15 protein-coding genes are annotated in these 15,115 nt (G+C 69.7%); 6 read left to right on the top strand and 9 right to left on the bottom strand.

Annotation, left to right across the window (positions count from 1 at the left end; translation table 11 throughout):
- The first annotated feature begins 48 nt into the window (after positions 1-48).
- Together ACTIFS_RS05695 and ACTIFS_RS05690 are read left to right on the top strand one after the other, a co-directional pair.
- Positions 49-492: a hypothetical protein gene (locus tag ACTIFS_RS05695; protein WP_439573096.1), complete on the top strand. Its 444-nt coding sequence runs from the start codon at positions 49-51 to the stop codon at positions 490-492.
- Between the two features lie 133 nt (positions 493-625).
- Positions 626-2,014, top strand: coding sequence for a dipeptidase (locus ACTIFS_RS05690; protein WP_439573095.1), 1,389 nt, complete (start codon positions 626-628; stop codon positions 2,012-2,014).
- A 6-nt stretch (positions 2,015-2,020) separates the two neighbouring features.
- Here ACTIFS_RS05690 and ACTIFS_RS05685 read toward each other — a convergent pair whose 3' ends face one another.
- From ACTIFS_RS05685 to ACTIFS_RS05675, 3 genes are all read right to left on the bottom strand, one after another.
- The gene (locus tag ACTIFS_RS05685; protein ID WP_439573094.1) at positions 2,021-2,599 is read right to left on the bottom strand and encodes a DUF6456 domain-containing protein; all 579 of its coding nucleotides are present in this window, start codon (positions 2,597-2,599) and stop codon (positions 2,021-2,023) included.
- Entirely contained in the window at positions 2,596-2,970 is a 375-nt protein-coding gene (locus tag ACTIFS_RS05680; protein WP_439573093.1) for a helix-turn-helix domain-containing protein, read from the bottom strand. The genes ACTIFS_RS05685 and ACTIFS_RS05680 overlap by 4 nt, the downstream gene beginning before the upstream one ends.
- Before the next feature lie 538 nt (positions 2,971-3,508).
- Positions 3,509-3,928 (bottom strand): MucR family transcriptional regulator, encoded by a 420-nt coding sequence (locus ACTIFS_RS05675; protein ID WP_439573092.1) that lies wholly within the window; start codon positions 3,926-3,928, stop codon positions 3,509-3,511.
- A gap of 420 nt (positions 3,929-4,348) precedes the next feature.
- On the opposite strand from ACTIFS_RS05675, the gene ACTIFS_RS05670 reads away from it, so the two are divergent.
- Entirely contained in the window at positions 4,349-6,475 is a 2,127-nt protein-coding gene (locus tag ACTIFS_RS05670) for a S9 family peptidase (RefSeq protein WP_439573091.1), read from the top strand.
- Here the strand turns inward: ACTIFS_RS05670 and ACTIFS_RS05665 are convergent.
- Entirely contained in the window at positions 6,472-7,617 is a 1,146-nt protein-coding gene (locus ACTIFS_RS05665; protein WP_439573090.1) for an MFS transporter, read from the bottom strand. The genes ACTIFS_RS05670 and ACTIFS_RS05665 overlap by 4 nt on opposite strands.
- A gap of 174 nt (positions 7,618-7,791) precedes the next feature.
- On the opposite strand from ACTIFS_RS05665, the gene ACTIFS_RS05660 reads away from it, so the two are divergent.
- The gene (locus tag ACTIFS_RS05660; RefSeq protein WP_439573089.1) at positions 7,792-8,511 is read left to right on the top strand and encodes a DUF1194 domain-containing protein; all 720 of its coding nucleotides are present in this window, start codon (positions 7,792-7,794) and stop codon (positions 8,509-8,511) included.
- Between the two features lie 108 nt (positions 8,512-8,619).
- Here the strand turns inward: ACTIFS_RS05660 and ACTIFS_RS05655 are convergent, their stop codons facing one another.
- Together ACTIFS_RS05655 and ACTIFS_RS05650 are read right to left on the bottom strand one after the other, a co-directional pair.
- Entirely contained in the window at positions 8,620-9,117 is a 498-nt protein-coding gene (locus ACTIFS_RS05655) for a hypothetical protein (protein WP_439573088.1), read from the bottom strand.
- 187 nt (positions 9,118-9,304) lie between these two features.
- A complete protein-coding gene (locus tag ACTIFS_RS05650; protein ID WP_439573087.1) occupies positions 9,305-9,904 on the bottom strand; it encodes a superoxide dismutase in 600 nt (199 codons plus the stop codon).
- Between the two features lie 236 nt (positions 9,905-10,140).
- Between ACTIFS_RS05650 and ACTIFS_RS05645 the strand changes: the two genes are divergently transcribed.
- On the top strand, positions 10,141-12,204 hold the full coding sequence (locus ACTIFS_RS05645) for a hypothetical protein (RefSeq protein WP_439573086.1): 2,064 nt from the start codon (positions 10,141-10,143) through the stop codon (positions 12,202-12,204).
- Positions 12,205-12,244: 40 nt separating this feature from the next.
- Here ACTIFS_RS05645 and ACTIFS_RS05640 read toward each other — a convergent pair whose 3' ends face one another.
- Positions 12,245-13,111, bottom strand: a complete 867-nt coding sequence (locus tag ACTIFS_RS05640) for a branched-chain amino acid aminotransferase (protein WP_439573085.1) — start codon at positions 13,109-13,111, stop codon at positions 12,245-12,247.
- Positions 13,112-13,288: 177 nt separating this feature from the next.
- On the opposite strand from ACTIFS_RS05640, the gene ACTIFS_RS05635 reads away from it, so the two are divergent.
- Positions 13,289-13,975 carry a haloacid dehalogenase type II gene (locus ACTIFS_RS05635; protein WP_439573084.1) on the top strand — a complete coding sequence of 229 codons (687 nt, stop codon included), beginning with the start codon at positions 13,289-13,291 and terminating at the stop codon, positions 13,973-13,975.
- On the opposite strand, the gene ACTIFS_RS05630 is transcribed toward ACTIFS_RS05635, so the two are convergent.
- Together ACTIFS_RS05630 and ACTIFS_RS05625 are read right to left on the bottom strand one after the other, a co-directional pair.
- The gene (locus ACTIFS_RS05630) at positions 13,976-14,413 is read right to left on the bottom strand and encodes a SufE family protein (protein ID WP_439573083.1); all 438 of its coding nucleotides are present in this window, start codon (positions 14,411-14,413) and stop codon (positions 13,976-13,978) included.
- A 61-nt stretch (positions 14,414-14,474) separates the two neighbouring features.
- Complete coding sequence (locus ACTIFS_RS05625) at positions 14,475-14,888, bottom strand: hypothetical protein (RefSeq protein ID WP_439573082.1); 414 nt, start codon at positions 14,886-14,888, stop codon at positions 14,475-14,477.
- Between the last annotated feature and the right edge of the window lie 227 nt (positions 14,889-15,115).

Below are 15,115 nucleotides of genomic sequence, written 5' to 3'. Positions count from 1 at the left end.
TGGGAGCCGGACAACCTGCCATCGGGGGCCGGCGTCGGGAATGATGGCATGGCTGGAACGAAGCAATTGCAGGACGCGCGGATCGTCCTCCTGCGGCTCGATGGGGCAGAGGCCGAACAGGCCGCGAAAGCCCTGCAGGAATTCGGGCTCTCCAACGTGGTGGCTCTCAGCAATCCGTCCGAACTGTCCGTCCATATCCAGGACGGCAGGGTGGATGTCATCGTGCTGGCCGATACCGACCTTCCCGAGGAATGGCATTCGCCAGCCGGCCTAGCGCGGCCGCCGGCCGCCGCCGTCGATGCCGGCATTCCCTGCCTGCTTCTGCTGTCCGGCGTGACGCGGGCGGCCGCCAACGCGGCCCACGCCGCCGGCTTCTCGGCCGTGATGGCCGCCGATTCCGCCCCCCGCGTCATCTACCGCCGCCTCGGTGCCCTGCTCCAGCGGGCGCGCCGCGTCGGCCGCACACGCGACGCAGCCGGCGAGCCGGCCTGACGGCCGGTCAGGACCCGCAGACCGAAGCTCTGCCGCTCGAAAACCCTTTGCAAGAAGACCTGCCGCGCACGGCAAGGCTTGCTCGCGCAGGCCGGCCTGCTAGCGTCCGCGCCTCCCAACCGGATGCCCCGCCATGACCGCACGCCCCCTCGACCAGGTTCTCGCCCATGTCGACCAGTCGCTCGACCAGAGCCTCGACCGGCTGTTCGCCCTGCTGCGCATCGCCTCGGTCTCCACCGACAGCGCCTATGCGAAGGATTGCGCGGCCGCCGCCGACTGGCTGGTCGCCGACCTGAGGACCATGGGTTTCGAGGCTGCGGCGCGCGACACCGGCGGGCATCCGGCGGTGGTGGCGAAGAGCGCTGGCGGAGCCGGTCCGCACGCCCTGTTCTATGGCCATTATGACGTGCAGCCGGTCGATCCGCTCGACCAGTGGGAGACGCCGCCGTTCGAACCGCGCATCGCCACGGCGCCGGATGGCACGAAGCGGATCGTCGCGCGCGGCGCCAGCGACGACAAGGGCCAGGTGATGACCTTCGTCGAGGCCTGCCGGTCGTGGAAGGCGGTCACCGGCTCGCTGCCTGTGGGCATCACCATGCTGATCGAGGGCGAGGAGGAATCCGGCTCGGCGCACCTGTTCGACTTCGTGAAGGCCAACCGGGCCGACCTTGCCGCCGATGTCGCCCTGGTCTGCGACACCGGCATGTGGGACGCCGGCACGCCCGCCATCACCACCTCGCTGCGCGGCATCGTCGTGGAGGAGTTCAAGGTTGTCGCGGCCAACCGGGACCTGCATTCGGGCGTTTATGGCGGGGCGGCCGCCAACCCGATCCATGTGCTCTCGCGGATCGTCGCCTCGCTGCACGGCCCGGACGGACGCATCGCGATTCCGGGCTTCTACGAGGGCGTCGAGGACCTGCCCGCCGACATCCTGGAGGACTGGAAGGGCCTGAACCTCACGGCACAGGATTTCCTCGGCCCGATCGGGCTCAGCCAGCCGATCGGCGAAAAGGGCCGCCTTTTGATCGAGATGGTCTCGTCGCGGCCGACCTGCGACGTCAACGGCATGTGGGGCGGCTATACCGGCGAGGGAGGCAAGACCGTGATCGCCTCCGAGGCCTGGGCCAAGCTCACCTGCCGGCTGGTCAGCAAGCAGGATCCGGTGAAGGTGCGCGACGCCTTCCGCGCCCATGTCCGCGCCCAGCTGCCGGCGGACTGCAAGGTGGAGTTCTTCGGATCGCGCGGCAGCGCGGCCATTTCCCTGCCCTGGGACATGCCGGTTCTGGCCAGGGCGCGCGCGGCGCTGACCGACGAATGGGGCAGGAAGGCCGTGACCATCGGCTCTGGCGGCTCCATCCCCATCGTCGGGGCCTTCAAGGCCGATCTCGGGCTCGATTCGCTGCTGGTCGGCTTCGCGCTGGAGGACGACCGCGTCCATTCGCCCAACGAGAAATACGACCTGAAGAGCTTCCACAAGGGCATCCGGTCGTGGGTGCGCATCCTCGACGCGCTGGCCGACTGATCGCCCTCAGTCCCGCCCCGTTTCCGGCGGGGCGGTCCAGGCGCGGATGGCCGGTGCCCGGTCCGGTCCCGTGGCTGCGCCCGCAAGCCCGTAATGGCGCGCGAGGGCCGCAAGCGCCAGCTTCAGCACCAGCTTGCCGGCCCGCGCCGGCCACTGCCGCTCGCGCTCGACGGCCGCGAGACCCTTCAGGAAGCCGCAGACATCCATCAGCACGGAGCCGAGTTCGGGGCCGACGCGGTCGATGGCCTTGCGTAACTGCTGGCGGGCGGCCAGCACCACCTCGGAATAATCCTGCGCGCCCACGCCCCGGCCCCCCGAGACGGGGGTGACCCAGGCAGCGCCCAGCTTCGGCGACAGTCCGGCCAGCGTGAAATCGCGGCGGAAGCGCTCCCCGGCCTCCACCTCGTGCGGTTCCAGATAGGCGCGGCCGGCGCCATCGCGGCGGGTCGCCAGCCAGCGCAGCGGGCTCTCGGCAAGGTCGATCTCGACCACCTCGCCGGTCTCGCCGACGATCCGGATGCGTTGCTGGTGAGCCCTGCGGAAGCGGTCGTCGTCGGACGACGCATCGTCGGTCTCGCCGGTCATGGCCGACGCTCCGGGGCGGTGTCGGAGCCTGCCCGCAGCGGCATCAGAATATCCTCGAGGGCCTGCACGAACAGGTCGAAGGCGGGATCGTCCCGCCGGTCCTCGATCCGGCGCAGGGCGTGGCGCAGCGAGGCGCGATCCCGGCCGAAGGCGGCCGCAAGGCGGGTCAGGTCGTGGCCGAGCGTCACATGGGCGAGGTAGATGGCCAGATGGCGCGCCTCGGCGATGACCGCTTCCCCGCGCCGTGGCGCCGTGATCGCATGGGGGTCGATCTGGCTTGCCCAGGCCGCCAGCGACACGGTGACGGCGATGGTCGGACTGGCGGGCACGGGGGGCGCGCGCCACGGACGCAGCGTGTCGGGCTGAAGCATGTCTCATGTCTCCTCTGAACAAGGAGGATAATCCTAGATCAGCAAAGGGAAAGGGAAATAAGTCAGGACAAGCCTGCTGCCGCCAGATTCGCACCTGCACGCGGAAACGCCCGACATATCAAGGCGGTGCTGCTGATCGCAGGGGCATCTCAAAGCGCACGGCAACCGAAAGTTGTCCCCGGTATCCCCCGCACCAGCACTCTCCTGCCAGTCTTGCGGGAGGTTTCTCATGGTCCGGGGATCACTGACACGGAAAGGACGGATCAGGACGTGGCGGAGCGCCAGCGCGGCAGGTCTGGCCGATCCTGCCGCCGGCATCGCGGCCGAGGCGCTGTTTGCCCGCGCCGATCCACCGGGCCGCCCGGCGCTTGCGGGACGGCTGCGGCGCGAGCGCCTCCATGCCGCCAGCGGGTCCGGCTACAGCATCGCGCGCCATCTCGCGCTCATCCGGGCGCTGGCCGGTGAAACGAAGAGGGCGCCGCGCGGATCGCTCCGCGGGCGCCCTGAAAAGGGTTCGGCCGGTTAGGGCCGGGAGGGCTTACCGGCCCTTGCGGCGGCGCTGCTGGCCGAGGCCCATCTGCTTGGCAAGCTGCGAGCGCGCAGCCGCATAATTGGGGGCAACCATCGGGTAGTCGGCAGCAAGGCCCCACTTCTCGCGGTAATCCTCGGGCGACATGTTGTACTGCGTGCGCAGATGGCGCTTCAGCGACTTGAACTTCTTTCCGTCCTCAAGGCAGATGATGTAGTCCGGCGTGATCGACTTCTTGATCGGCACGACCGGCTTCAGCGGCTCGGTCGGAACCTCGATCTTGCCGGCCGAAACGTTCATCAGGGCCGAATGGACGCTGTTGATCAGATTCGGGAGATCGGCAGCCGCCACCGAATTGTTGGCCACATAGGCCGAAACGATATCGGCGGCCAGTTCGATGTAGTTGTTGTCAGTCGACGTGTCGGCCATGGCCAGAACAATCCCTTGAAAGGCGGCGCCGTTGCGGCCGCGACGATGAACGAGCGCAAGCCCGTTCTTCCGTGAAGGCAATGATCCGACGATGTTCAGATCGCAAAGGCGATTCGATCAATCATCGGCAAGAGCCAGATACTGCCCTTGCGTGGCCATTTCAAGACCGGAAAGTCATCATCTAAGTAGAAAAACGTGCGGTGATGGCACAATTGGTTAGCACAATTGGCGCCGACGGTTGGGTAGGTCCCGGAAAACGTGCGTGGCGGACATGAATGCAACCGTTCTGTGGAGACGCGCGACAGGCGGTTCTGTCAGGTGGGCCGGACCGTCCGCGTCGCCGCGTTGCGGCACGGCCGTCCAGCCCCTAAGACAGCGCATCGGCCCTCATCGGCAGCGGGCCAGGCGGTGGAGACAGCCATGCCCCTCGACCTGACCCATGGACCAGGCCCCGTGGCCGAGCGCCGTCCGGCCCGGACCGATGTCCACGGCACCGCGCTCCACGACGACTACGGCTGGCTTCGGGCGGACAACTGGCAGGACGCGCTGCGCGACCCGTCGGTGCTGCCGGCCGACATCAGGGCCCAGCTCGAGGCCGAGAACGCCCATGCGACGAAGGTGCTCGCGCCGGTTCAGCCGCTCATCGCGGCGATGGTCGGCGAGATGCGCGGGCGCATCAGGGAAGACGATTCCGGCGTGCCGATGCCCGACGGGCCCTTCGACTATTTCGACCGGTTCAGGGAAGGCGGGCAGCATCCGCTGGTCTGCCGTCGCCCGCGCGGCGTCGAGGGGGCCGAGGCGATCCTGATCGACGGCGATGCGCTGGCCGAGGGCCGGGCCTTCTTCGATCTCGGCGGGGCGGGCCACAGTCCGGATCACCGCCTGCTGGCCTGGAGCTATGACGACAAGGGCTCGGAATATTTCACCCTGCACGTGCGCGATCTGGAGACCGGCGCGGATCTCGCCGACACGGTCCCCGAGACGGCGGGCGATGCTGTCTGGTCCGACGATGCCCGGGCGCTCTACTACATCCGCCTCGACGACAACCACCGGCCGCTGAGGGTGTTTCGCCACGTCATCGGTACGCCGGCGACCGACGATGTGCTCGTCCATCACGAGACCGATACCACCGTCTTCGTCGGGCTCGGCCAGGCAACCGCCGGTGGTCTCGCCTTCATCGTCGGCTCGCAGAGCGATTCCACCGAATTGTGCGTGCTCGATCTCACCGATCCGGCAGCCCGGCCGCGCCTTGTCCTGCCGCGCAGTGGCGAGACCAAATACGACCCGGACTTCCATCCCGATTTCGCCGGCGAGCCGACCCTGTTCCTGCGCACCAATGCCGACGGTGCCGAGGACTACAAGATCGTCGCAGCCCCGCTCTCCGACCCCTCTCCGGCCAACTGGGTCGAGGTGGTGCCGCACCGGCCCGGCGTGCTCGTCCTCTCGGTCACGGTGCTGGCGGACTGGCTGGTGCGCCTCGAGCGCGAGAACGCGCTGCCGCGCATCATCATCCGCAACCTGTCGAGCGGCGAGGAGCACGCCATCGCCTTCGACGAGGAGGCCTATTCGCTCGGCGTCATCCCCGGCTACGAGTTCGAGACCGACACGCTGCGCTTCGTCTATTCCTCGATGACGACACCGTCGGAGACCTTCGACTACGACATGCGCGCCCGCACGCGCACGCTGCGCAAGCGCCAGGAGGTGCCCTCCGGCCACGACCCGGCCGACTACGTCACGCGTCGCCTGCTCGCCCCTGCCGCCGATGGCGAGACGGTGCCGGTGTCGCTGGTCTACCGGAAGGGCACGCCGCTCGACGGCACCGCGCCGGTCCTGCTCTACGGCTACGGCTCCTATGGCGCCTCGATGCCGGCCTCGTTCTCCACGGCACGGCTGTCGCTGGTCGATCGCGGCTTCGTTTACGCCATCGCCCATGTGCGCGGCGGCATGGAGAAGGGCTATCGCTGGTACCGGACGGGCAAGCGCGAGCACAAGCGCAACACCTTCACCGATTTCATCGCCGCGGCCGAGCATCTGATCGCCCAGGGCTTCACGGCAAAGGGCCGCATCGTCGCGCAGGGCGGCTCGGCCGGCGGCCTGCTGATGGGGGCGGTCGCCAACATGCGGCCCGACCTGTTCGCCGGCATCCTCGCCGAGGTGCCCTTCGTCGACATCGTCAACACCATCCTCGACGACAGCCTGCCGCTGACCCCGCCGGAATGGCTCGAATGGGGCAATCCGATCACGGATGAGGCGGCCTTCCGGCTGATGCTGTCCTATTCGCCCTACGACAACGTGGCGGCGCAGGACTATCCGCCGATCCTGGCGCTCGGCGGTGTGTCGGACCCGCGCGTGACCTACTGGGAGCCGGCCAAATGGGTGGCGCGCCTGCGCGCGACCAAGACCGACACCAATCCGGTCCTGCTCATCACCAACATGGAAGCCGGTCATGGCGGCGCCGCCGGCCGGTTCGACAGGCTTGCCGAGGTGGCGCGGTCCTATGCGTTTGCCGTGGCGGTGACGGGTGCGCCGGAGGCGCCGCCTGCCTAGTCCCTCCGCCCGCCGAGCCTCACCGTCAGGGCGAGGTGGGCGAGCGCCAGCAGGCCGAAGCCGACGCCGGCAATCCCGAGCGCGGGAATGCCGCCGAGGCTCTTGGCGAAGCCGCCGACCGACGAGCCGATGGCAGCGCCCAGATAGATCGAGGCGGCGTTCAGCGCCAGCAGCACCTGCGTGCGGGCAGGGTCCAGCGAAACCAGCCGCGTCTGCTGCGGCACGGCCACGGCCCAGCCGACCGCCGACCAGCCGAAGAGAAGCGCGGCCCCGAGCCACGGGTCCCAGGCCATGCCGGTGAGCGCTGCCATGAAGGGCAGGGGCCCTGCGGTTGCCACCGCCAGCGCCTTCACGGCCCCGACCCGATCGGTGAGGAAGCCGCCGAGCGCGTTGCCGGCCACCGAGCCGAGCCCGTAGATGACCAGCAGGATGCCGACGGTGCCGGGCCCCGCGCCGGTCTTCTCCTCGATCATCGGGGCAAGGAACGTATAGGGCGCCCAGGCCGAGCTCATCACCGTCACGGTGAGCAGGATCGCGATGGCGAGGCGAAAGTCGGTGAGCGTGCCGACGAGATCCCTGAGGTTGGCGGGGGCGATGCCGATGCGGCCCGGCGCGCGCAGCACCAGGGCGACGGTCAGCCCGAAGGCCGCGAGCGCGACCGTCACGAACACCCACATCCAGCCGAGCGTGTAGCCGATATAGGCACCGGCCGGCACGCCGAGCACCTGCGCCACCGTCAGCCCGGCATAGACGGTGGCCAGCGCCCGGCCGCGCTTCTCCGGCGCCACCGAGAACAGGCCGACGCCGGCTGCGGCCGGTGAATAGAGCCCGGAGCCGAGCGCCATCAGGATGCGGCCGCCATAGAGCGTGGTCGACCCCGTGGCGAAGGCACAGGCCAGCGAGCCGATGCCGAACAGGATCATTCCGGACGCGAGCACCGTGCGCCGGTCCCAGTGTCCGGTCAGCGAGGTGGAGAGCGGCGAGCCGAGGGCATAGGCCACCGCATAGGCGCCCATCATCCAGCTGGCCCCGACCGGGGTGAGCGACAGGTCGCGCGACATGGGCGTGATGACGCCGATGACGCCGAAGGCTCCCATGCCGACCACGAATGTCCCGAGGGACAGGAGAACGAGAAGCGGCATGCAGCCCCGGGGCGAATGCGAATGGTCGACACCCTATCCGAACTTGCGGCAAGTCACGATGACGAAGTCGCAACAACCGGCCCGCCAGGATGCGAGGTCACGATGATGTTGGTGGTCAGGGCCGGTCCTGACCGCGAACATGACGCCTCAGTCTGGCACGGTGCGGAGTGTGGCATGGCAGGAGCCTCTGGACGCAGTCTTTCGCGCCGCGCGGCGGCCGCCTTCGCGCTGACGCTGGCCGCTCCCGGCCTTGCCCGCGCCAACCGGCCGCAGATGGTCGATGTCGTTCTCGCGCTGGCTGCCGACGGCTCGGGCTCCATCGATACCGACGAACTCCGCCTGCAGCGGCAGGGCTATGCCGATGCGCTGGCCTCGCCCGAGGTGCTCTCCGCGATCGCCCGCGGCAGTCATGGCGCCATCGCGGTGATCTACACGGAATGGGGCGGCCCGCATTCCCAGCATGTCATCGTCGAATGGGAGGCGATCCGCGATGCGCCAAGCGCCCGCGCCTTCGGCGAGAAACTGGTGTCGCGGCCCCGCGCCGCGCGCGGCTACAACTCCATTTCGGCGGCCATCGACTTCTGCGTCGGCCATATCGAATCCGGCCCGTTCCGGGGGCTGAGGCGTGTCATCGACGTCTCCGGCGACGGGCCGAACATCGGCGGCCGGCCGGTGGAGGCCGCGCGCGACGAGACGGTCGCCAAGGGCATCACCATCAATGCGCTGGCCATCATCCGGCCGGGCGGGCAGGTGCCCGCCCGCATCGGCCAGCCTCTGCCGGACTATTACCGCGAGGCGGTGATCGGCGGCCCCGGGGCCTTCGTCGAGATCGCCGACGAGACCCGCTCGTTCGCCGATGCGGTGAGGCGCAAGATCGTCACCGAGATTGCGTGAGGGCGGACCGGCAGGCCGGCACCATGCGCGGTCCCGGCGGCGAGCAAACCCCCGGCCGCAGCCGGGGGTGCGGGATGGTTGCGTCATGCGGGCAGGGCCTGCGCCGGCTTACAGCCAGCCGCGCAGCCAGACCTGCTTGTAGATGTAGCCGTTGCGGTCGATGTGCAGCGCCATGTTGGCGCCGTCGCGGGCACGGGCGCGCACCACGACATGGTGCTTCTTCTCCTCCAGCAGCCCCTGGAACGTGAAGCCGGCCCGGCTGACTGCCTGCTGCAGCGCTTCGGCGGCGAGCGGCCGCCACTCGGCGACATGGTCCTTGCTGTGGTTGGCATCCTCGATTTCCCACAGCCGACCGGTCAGGTCGAACGACACCCACAGACGCCGGCCGTCCTGGGCGCGGGCCTCCACCTCGAGATGCTCGCGCTTGCGCTCGATCTCGCCGAGCGGGGTGAGGCCGAGGCTGCGCAGCGTGTCGAGCGGCTGGCTGGCAAAGCCCTGGCTCGACTGCACCTCGGCGGGGTCGCGCGGCGGGCCGAGGACCTGCGAGGCCGCCGGCAGGGCGCCCAGCGCGAGAACGAGGGCGGCGGGAAGAATGAGGGCTTTCATCGGGTGCTCCTTTGGTTGACCGATGGCGCCCTTATGCCCGCACCCGCCACAACCGCCCTTGTCGGACGGCGTTCAGGCGCGGTTCAACCGATGGCGGGCCCGCGCGCCCCACCGCCCCGGCCTGCCTCTCAACGAAAAACCCCGGCGCAGGGCCGGGGTTTTCCGAAGTTCGGAACGATGGAACGCCTCAGGCGGAGGCCTTCTGGAACATCTCGTCGACATAGTCCCAGTTGACGAGGTGCTCGATGAAGGCCTTGGCATAGTCCGGCCGGCGGTTGCGGTAGTCGATGTAGTAGGAATGCTCCCACACGTCGCAGCCGAGAATCGGCATGGCGCCATGCACCAGCGGGCTCTCGCCGTTCGGCGTCTTCATGGCCACGACCTTGCCGTCCTTGACGGCGAGCCAGCCCCAGCCGGACCCGAACTGGGTGACGCAGGACTGGATGAAGTCCTCCTTCATCTTGTCGACCGAGCCGAAGCCGTCGACGATCGCCTTCTCCAGGCCGCCCGGGATCTTGCCGCCGCCATTCGGCTTCATCCACTTCCAGAAATGGATATGGTTGTAGTGCTGGCCGGCATTGTTGAAGAGGCCGGCATTCTTGCCGAACGAGCCCTTCACGACCTCCTCGAGGCTCTTGCCCTCGAATTCCGTGCCCTTGATCAGGTTGTTGCCGTTGGTGACATAGGCCTGATGGTGCTTGTCGTGGTGGTATTCCAGCGTCTCCTTGGACATGTAGGGCTGGAGCGCATCGTAGGCATAGGGCAGATCGTCGAGCGTGAAGGCCATGACCTCTCTCCTCATTCGACCATCGATGCCGGAAGGGGACATGCGACGGATCAGGGGCAAAGCGACGCCATTCACATAGGGCTCCTGCCGCGCCGGGGCAATCGTTTCGGCCGTTGACCTGGGCTATGTCTTGCCGGCAGTTGCGAGAATCTGGCTCTTTGCCTTTGATAGGTCACTTTTTCGCGGCTTTGACCGGATCGGTAACAGCCGTTGTCGGCGGAGTGAAAGGACTGTCCATGGCCATCCTGCTGAAGGTGGCGGCTGCCGTAGTCACGGTGGCCGGGCTCGTGACGCTCTACCGGGGCACAGACCCGTCCCTTCTGACCTACGGCTACACGCTGATGTCGGTCGGGGCGGTGTTCGCAGGAGCCGGCATCGTGCTGTTCGGTCTCGGCGAGGTGGTCGGCCGGATCGAGGCGCTGAGGCTGGCGCTGGCCGGCGAGCCGCTCGCCCTGCCGGCCGCGCGGCCGGCCCCGTCCATGCAGCACGCCGCGGACGCGGACGATGATGGCCTCGTCACGCCCGCGCCGGTCCGCGTCGAGGCCGCGCCGCCGCCGCCGGTTCCTGCCGCGCCGGTTCCCCCGACGCGCGAGAGCATGGGGCTGAGGCCGATCGGCATGGGGGCCGCCACGGCGGTGGCCGCAACCGGCCTTGCGGTTGCCGCCTCCCGCCCGGCCGCCGCGGCCGCGGCCGAGACGGCCCCGGCCCAGCCGGCGGCTGCAGGCGAGACCAGCCTCGACGACCTGCTGGCCGACCTGCGCGGCGAGCCCAAGGCCGCTGCGGCGCCGGAGCCTTCCACCCCAGAGCCCGCGCCGCTGGTCGCCGATGCCCATGCCACCGCCGGCGAGGAGAAGGCTCAGGGACAGCCGGCCGCGGCCGCCGATCCCGACCCAGAAGACGTCCCGCTGGTCGCCGATGCCGGCCCGCCGGCCGGCGACCTGAAGGTTGCAGGCGAGCCGGCCGCGCGCGCCGAGGCGGCAGAGCCCGACCCGCTGGCTTCGCTGTCGCAGGCGCTCGAGGATCTGTCGGACGAGATCGCCCGCGGCGGGCGTCCGGACGCGCCGGCTGCGGCAGCCCCGCCGCTCGCGGCGGTCGCGCCGGTTGCAGCGGCGGCACCGATGGCGCGGATCGAGCCGGTTCTGGTCGAAAGCGTGCAGCCGGCGCCTGTCGCCGCGCCGGCCGTCGTCCAGCCGCCCGAACCTGAGGAGTCGCGCCTCGACCCGGAACCCGCGGCACTCGAACCGCCGCCGGTCGAGCCCGCCCCGATCCAGCCGCCCCGCGATCCCGCTGACGAACTGGCGGACCTGATCGCCGCGGAAGTCAGCAAGGACATGAAACAGGCCGATCGGCCGGAGCCCGATCTGGCGGCTTCGGTCAGCGCGGATCTGGATGCCGAGCCCGATGCGACGCCTGTCGCCAACGCCGAGCCGGACAGCTTCCTGGCCCGGCTGCGGCGGTCCATGGGCGGCGGCGCACCGAAAGAGGCCGACAAGCCCCGCGAGGAACCCTCGCTCGCTCCTGCGCCCGTTGCCGCGCCCGTTGCCGCGCCACCGCCGCTCCAGGTCGCCGTAGCGGACATGGCCGATGGCGATGCCAAGGCGCCGCTCAACGTCGCGGCCCTGGCGCAACCGGCCAATGACGACCATCACCTCGACGCCGAACCTGCCGGTCAGGCAGAGCTCGACACGCCCCCCGCCCCCGAGCCGGTGGCGGCGTCCATCCCGCTGTCCATCGAGGAGGAGATGGAACGCGCGCTGATGGGCTCGCTGGCAGACAAGCTCGATCTCGCGCCGGAGCCAGTGCCGGAGGCCGAGCCGGCGCCAGAGCCGGAGGCCGAACCGGAGCCTCAGCCGGAGCCGCCGGCGCCCGAGCCTGTCCGATCGCGCCCGACTCCGCCGCTCCCGCCCCTGCGGCCGGTTCCTGATCCCGCTCCGATTTCCCGCGATCCCGCCCCGCGCGATCCGGCCATGGCCACCCTGGCGCGCGATTTCCCGGAACTCGGCGACCTGCTGTCGCCGAAGAAGGCATCACCCGTGGACCCGGCCGATGCGCTGATCGCCGATCTGAAGGGGATTTTCGACGGCGGCCAGAAGGCGCCGGCGCGCACCGAGCCGGGCTTCGGCACGCCTGCTCCCGCGCCGCCTCCGCTGCGCCGGCCGGTGGCGCCGCTGCTGCGCGAGGGTGTCATCGCCCAGATCCCGTTCCGGCTCTATGGCGATGGCACCATCGAGGCCGATCTGCCCGAGGGCACGACACACTTCGCCTCGCTCAGGGATTTTCGCGCTCACGTCGGCGGCTGAGCCGCCGGCGCGCCCCGCGCCCTTGCCGCAGGCGCGGCCGTCACACCTTCGGGCCGGCGGCAGCGTAGTCGAAATAGAGCTCGCGCGCCTTGCGGTAGTGCGGGCCGGGCTGAAGCGCGCGATCGTCGATGCGCGTCACCGGCATCACCTTGGAGTAATTGCCGGTCGTGAAGATCTCGTCGGCCGCCTCGAAATCGGCATAGCGCAGGCTCTTCTCGACGACCGTCAGGCCGGCCGCCTTCAGCAGTTCGATGGTGCGCTGGCGCGTCACGCCGTTCAGGAACGTGCCATTGGTGATCGGCGTATAGACCACGCCGTCCTTGGCCATGAACACGTTGGACGAGGCGGTCTCGGCGATGTTGCCGACCATGTCCATGACCAGGCAATTGTCGAAACCGCGCGACCGCGCCTCGCGCAGCGCCCGGCCGTTGTTCGGATAGAGGCAGCCGGCCTTCGAATCGGTCGGCGCGTTCTCGATGGTCGGACGGCGGAACTTCGACAGCGTCACCGACGAGCCGGCCGGAACGCCCATCGGCGCCTCGTAGAGGCACAGGCAGAAGCGGGTCGTCTCCGGGTCCGGCAGGATGGCGCTCGGCCCGTCGCCTTCGGCCCAGTACATCGGCCGGACATAGAGCGCGGTCCTGCCGTCGAACTTGCGCGCGCCGTCGCGGGTCAGCCCGACGATGGTGTCGATGTCCATGCTGGCCTTGAGGCCGAGCGCCACGGCCGAGCGGTTGAGGCGGGCGGCATGCATGTCCATGTCCGGCATCAGGCCGTCGAAGACCCGGGCGCCGTCGAACACCGACGAGCCAAGCCAGAACGAATGGCTGCGAGGGCCGGTGAGCGGCACGTTGCCCTCGACCCAGTCGCCGTCGACATAGGTCCAGGTTTGCGACCAGGCGGTCATGGAAATCTCCCGATGGCAGGAAGGAAGGGCAGGGAACGGGGCGCAGACCTTAGCGGCGGCGCGCGCCGCCATCCATGAATTGTGGTGATTGCAGCCTTGAACCGGCGCGATGGGTCAGGGCGCCCGCCTTGCCCGCGGACGGGGCCCGTCCCACACTGCGGGCGGGAGGACAGCCCGATGACCGGCACCGCGACGGCCCAGACCACCTTCATGTTCGATGCCTATGGCACGCTGTTCGACGTGCATGCGGCCGTCCAGCGCGCGGGCGCACCGCTCGGGGCCCTGGCGGAGCCGGTGTCGCAGCTCTGGCGGACGAAGCAGATCGAATATTCCTGGACCACCACGCTGATGGGCGCCTTCGAGGACTTCTGGATCCTCACCGAGCGCGGCCTCGATTTCGCGCTCGCCCGCCATGGCATTTCCGACGGCGCGCTGCGGCAGGCCCTGCTCGACGCCTATCGCACGCTGGATGCCTATGCCGACGTGCTGCCGGCGCTGGCGCGGCTTAAGGCTGCCGGCAAGGCCACCGCCATCTTCACCAATGCCACGCAGGTGATGGTCGACCAGGCGATCGACGCGGCCGGCCTGCGCGGCTTTCTCGACCATGTCGTCACGGTCGAGCCGGTCGGCGCCTTCAAGCCCGTGCCGGCGGTCTATGCCCATGCGCTTGCGGCGGTCGGCGGCGGAGCGCCCGCATCGGTGGTGTTCGTCTCCTCCAACCGCTGGGACGTGGCGGGCGCGGCGGTTGCGGGCTTCGTGCCGGTCTGGGTCAACCGCACCGGCCAGCCCGGCGAATATCCGGGCCGCGATCCGGTGGTCACGCTGCCGGACCTTGCCGGCCTCGGTCCGGCGGTCGCCGCCTGATCAGCCGGCGAGCGCCGCGCGCGCATCGGCGCGGATGCGCTCGATCATCGAGCGCACGCCGTTGGACCGCTGCGGGGTGAGGTGCTGCTCGAAGCCGAAGGCGCGGAACAGCTCGAAGGCATCGCTGGCGAGGATGTCGCGCGCTGGGCGGCCCGAATAGAAGCCGAGCGTCAGCGCCACCAGGCCCTTGACGATATGGGCGTCGCTCTCGCCCTCGAAGTCGATGACGGCGTCGGGACCGGGATTGCGCACATGGGTGACCAGCCAGACATTGCTGGCACAGCCCTTCACGCGGTTGTCCTCGCTGCGCTGGTCCGGCCTCAGCGCCGGCAGCGCCTTGCCCAGTTCGATGACATAGCGATAGCGCTCCTCCCAGTCGTCGATCAGGGAGAAGGCTTCGGTGACCTCGTCCATCGAGGGAAGGGCTGCCTGGCTCATGGGCCCGATATAGCGACCGCCGGCCGGGAAACAAAGCCCGCGAGGCGGATTGCAGCAGGCCTTACACCGGCCGGCGGGGCGGCAGCGGGGCGCGCCGCGGTGCCGATCCGGCCGGTGCCGTCACGCCGCCGAAGGGCACGGCGAGGTCGGCCGGCGTCAGCGTATCGCGGGCAGGGCCCTCGGCCGCGTCGGTCACGGCCGCGCCGGCCTGCGATGCCGAAGTGTCCCCCTGGCTGGCAGCGTCCCCCTGCATGGCCTGGCCGACCAGGCGGATGCCCTCGGCGCAGGCCGCCGGATTGTCGCGGCAGAAGGCCAGCGTGCGTTCGGTAACGGCCCCGGCAAGGCCCGATGGGGCCGTAAGGGCGGCGATCGGGCCGGCTGCCGACGGCGCCTCGGCGCGCGGCGCCGGAGCCGTTTCGGGCAGGAAGTACACCACCAGGCCCAGCCAGAAGCAGGCCTTGATCAGTCTGAACATGACGCCTCCCCGTTTCCGGGGTCCCTGTGACGGACGGGCCTCTGGGGGCTCCTTTCCTGTCCTTGCCGCGATCCTGCCCGCCGCCCGTGAACAGGGGGTTGGCGGAGAAGGTGAATCCCCGGCAAACGGGCCGCTGGCGCTGGAAATGGTTGACGGGTTCTGAGGCGGCGGGAGCGGGCAAGACTTCCCTAACCATGGGCCGGAAAAGCGTCCGATGCCCTCCGCCG

The organism is Phreatobacter sp. (assembly GCF_051860605.1).
Taxonomy (GTDB): Bacteria; Pseudomonadota; Alphaproteobacteria; order Rhizobiales; family Phreatobacteraceae; genus Phreatobacter.
Note: the sequence above shows the minus strand (reverse complement) of the source record. Positions and strands in the feature narration are given on the sequence as shown.

Bases quoted from the DNA above. Each gene is read 5' to 3' on its own strand.
- ACTIFS_RS05695 (WP_439573096.1), top strand. From the start codon at position 49: ATGGCTGGAACGAAGCAATTGCAGGACGCGCGGATCGTCCTCCTGCGG.
- ACTIFS_RS05690 (WP_439573095.1), top strand. From the start codon at position 626: ATGACCGCACGCCCCCTCGACCAGGTTCTCGCCCATGTCGACCAGTCG.
- ACTIFS_RS05685 (WP_439573094.1), bottom strand. From the start codon at position 2,599: ATGACCGGCGAGACCGACGATGCGTCGTCCGACGACGACCGCTTCCGC.
- ACTIFS_RS05680 (WP_439573093.1), bottom strand. From the start codon at position 2,970: ATGCTTCAGCCCGACACGCTGCGTCCGTGGCGCGCGCCCCCCGTGCCC.
- ACTIFS_RS05675 (WP_439573092.1), bottom strand. From the start codon at position 3,928: ATGGCCGACACGTCGACTGACAACAACTACATCGAACTGGCCGCCGAT.
- ACTIFS_RS05670 (WP_439573091.1), top strand. From the start codon at position 4,349: ATGCCCCTCGACCTGACCCATGGACCAGGCCCCGTGGCCGAGCGCCGT.
- ACTIFS_RS05665 (WP_439573090.1), bottom strand. From the start codon at position 7,617: ATGCCGCTTCTCGTTCTCCTGTCCCTCGGGACATTCGTGGTCGGCATG.
- ACTIFS_RS05660 (WP_439573089.1), top strand. From the start codon at position 7,792: ATGGCAGGAGCCTCTGGACGCAGTCTTTCGCGCCGCGCGGCGGCCGCC.
- ACTIFS_RS05655 (WP_439573088.1), bottom strand. From the start codon at position 9,117: ATGAAAGCCCTCATTCTTCCCGCCGCCCTCGTTCTCGCGCTGGGCGCC.
- ACTIFS_RS05650 (WP_439573087.1), bottom strand. From the start codon at position 9,904: ATGGCCTTCACGCTCGACGATCTGCCCTATGCCTACGATGCGCTCCAG.
- ACTIFS_RS05645 (WP_439573086.1), top strand. From the start codon at position 10,141: ATGGCCATCCTGCTGAAGGTGGCGGCTGCCGTAGTCACGGTGGCCGGG.
- ACTIFS_RS05640 (WP_439573085.1), bottom strand. From the start codon at position 13,111: ATGACCGCCTGGTCGCAAACCTGGACCTATGTCGACGGCGACTGGGTC.
- ACTIFS_RS05635 (WP_439573084.1), top strand. From the start codon at position 13,289: ATGACCGGCACCGCGACGGCCCAGACCACCTTCATGTTCGATGCCTAT.
- ACTIFS_RS05630 (WP_439573083.1), bottom strand. From the start codon at position 14,413: ATGAGCCAGGCAGCCCTTCCCTCGATGGACGAGGTCACCGAAGCCTTC.
- ACTIFS_RS05625 (WP_439573082.1), bottom strand. From the start codon at position 14,888: ATGTTCAGACTGATCAAGGCCTGCTTCTGGCTGGGCCTGGTGGTGTAC.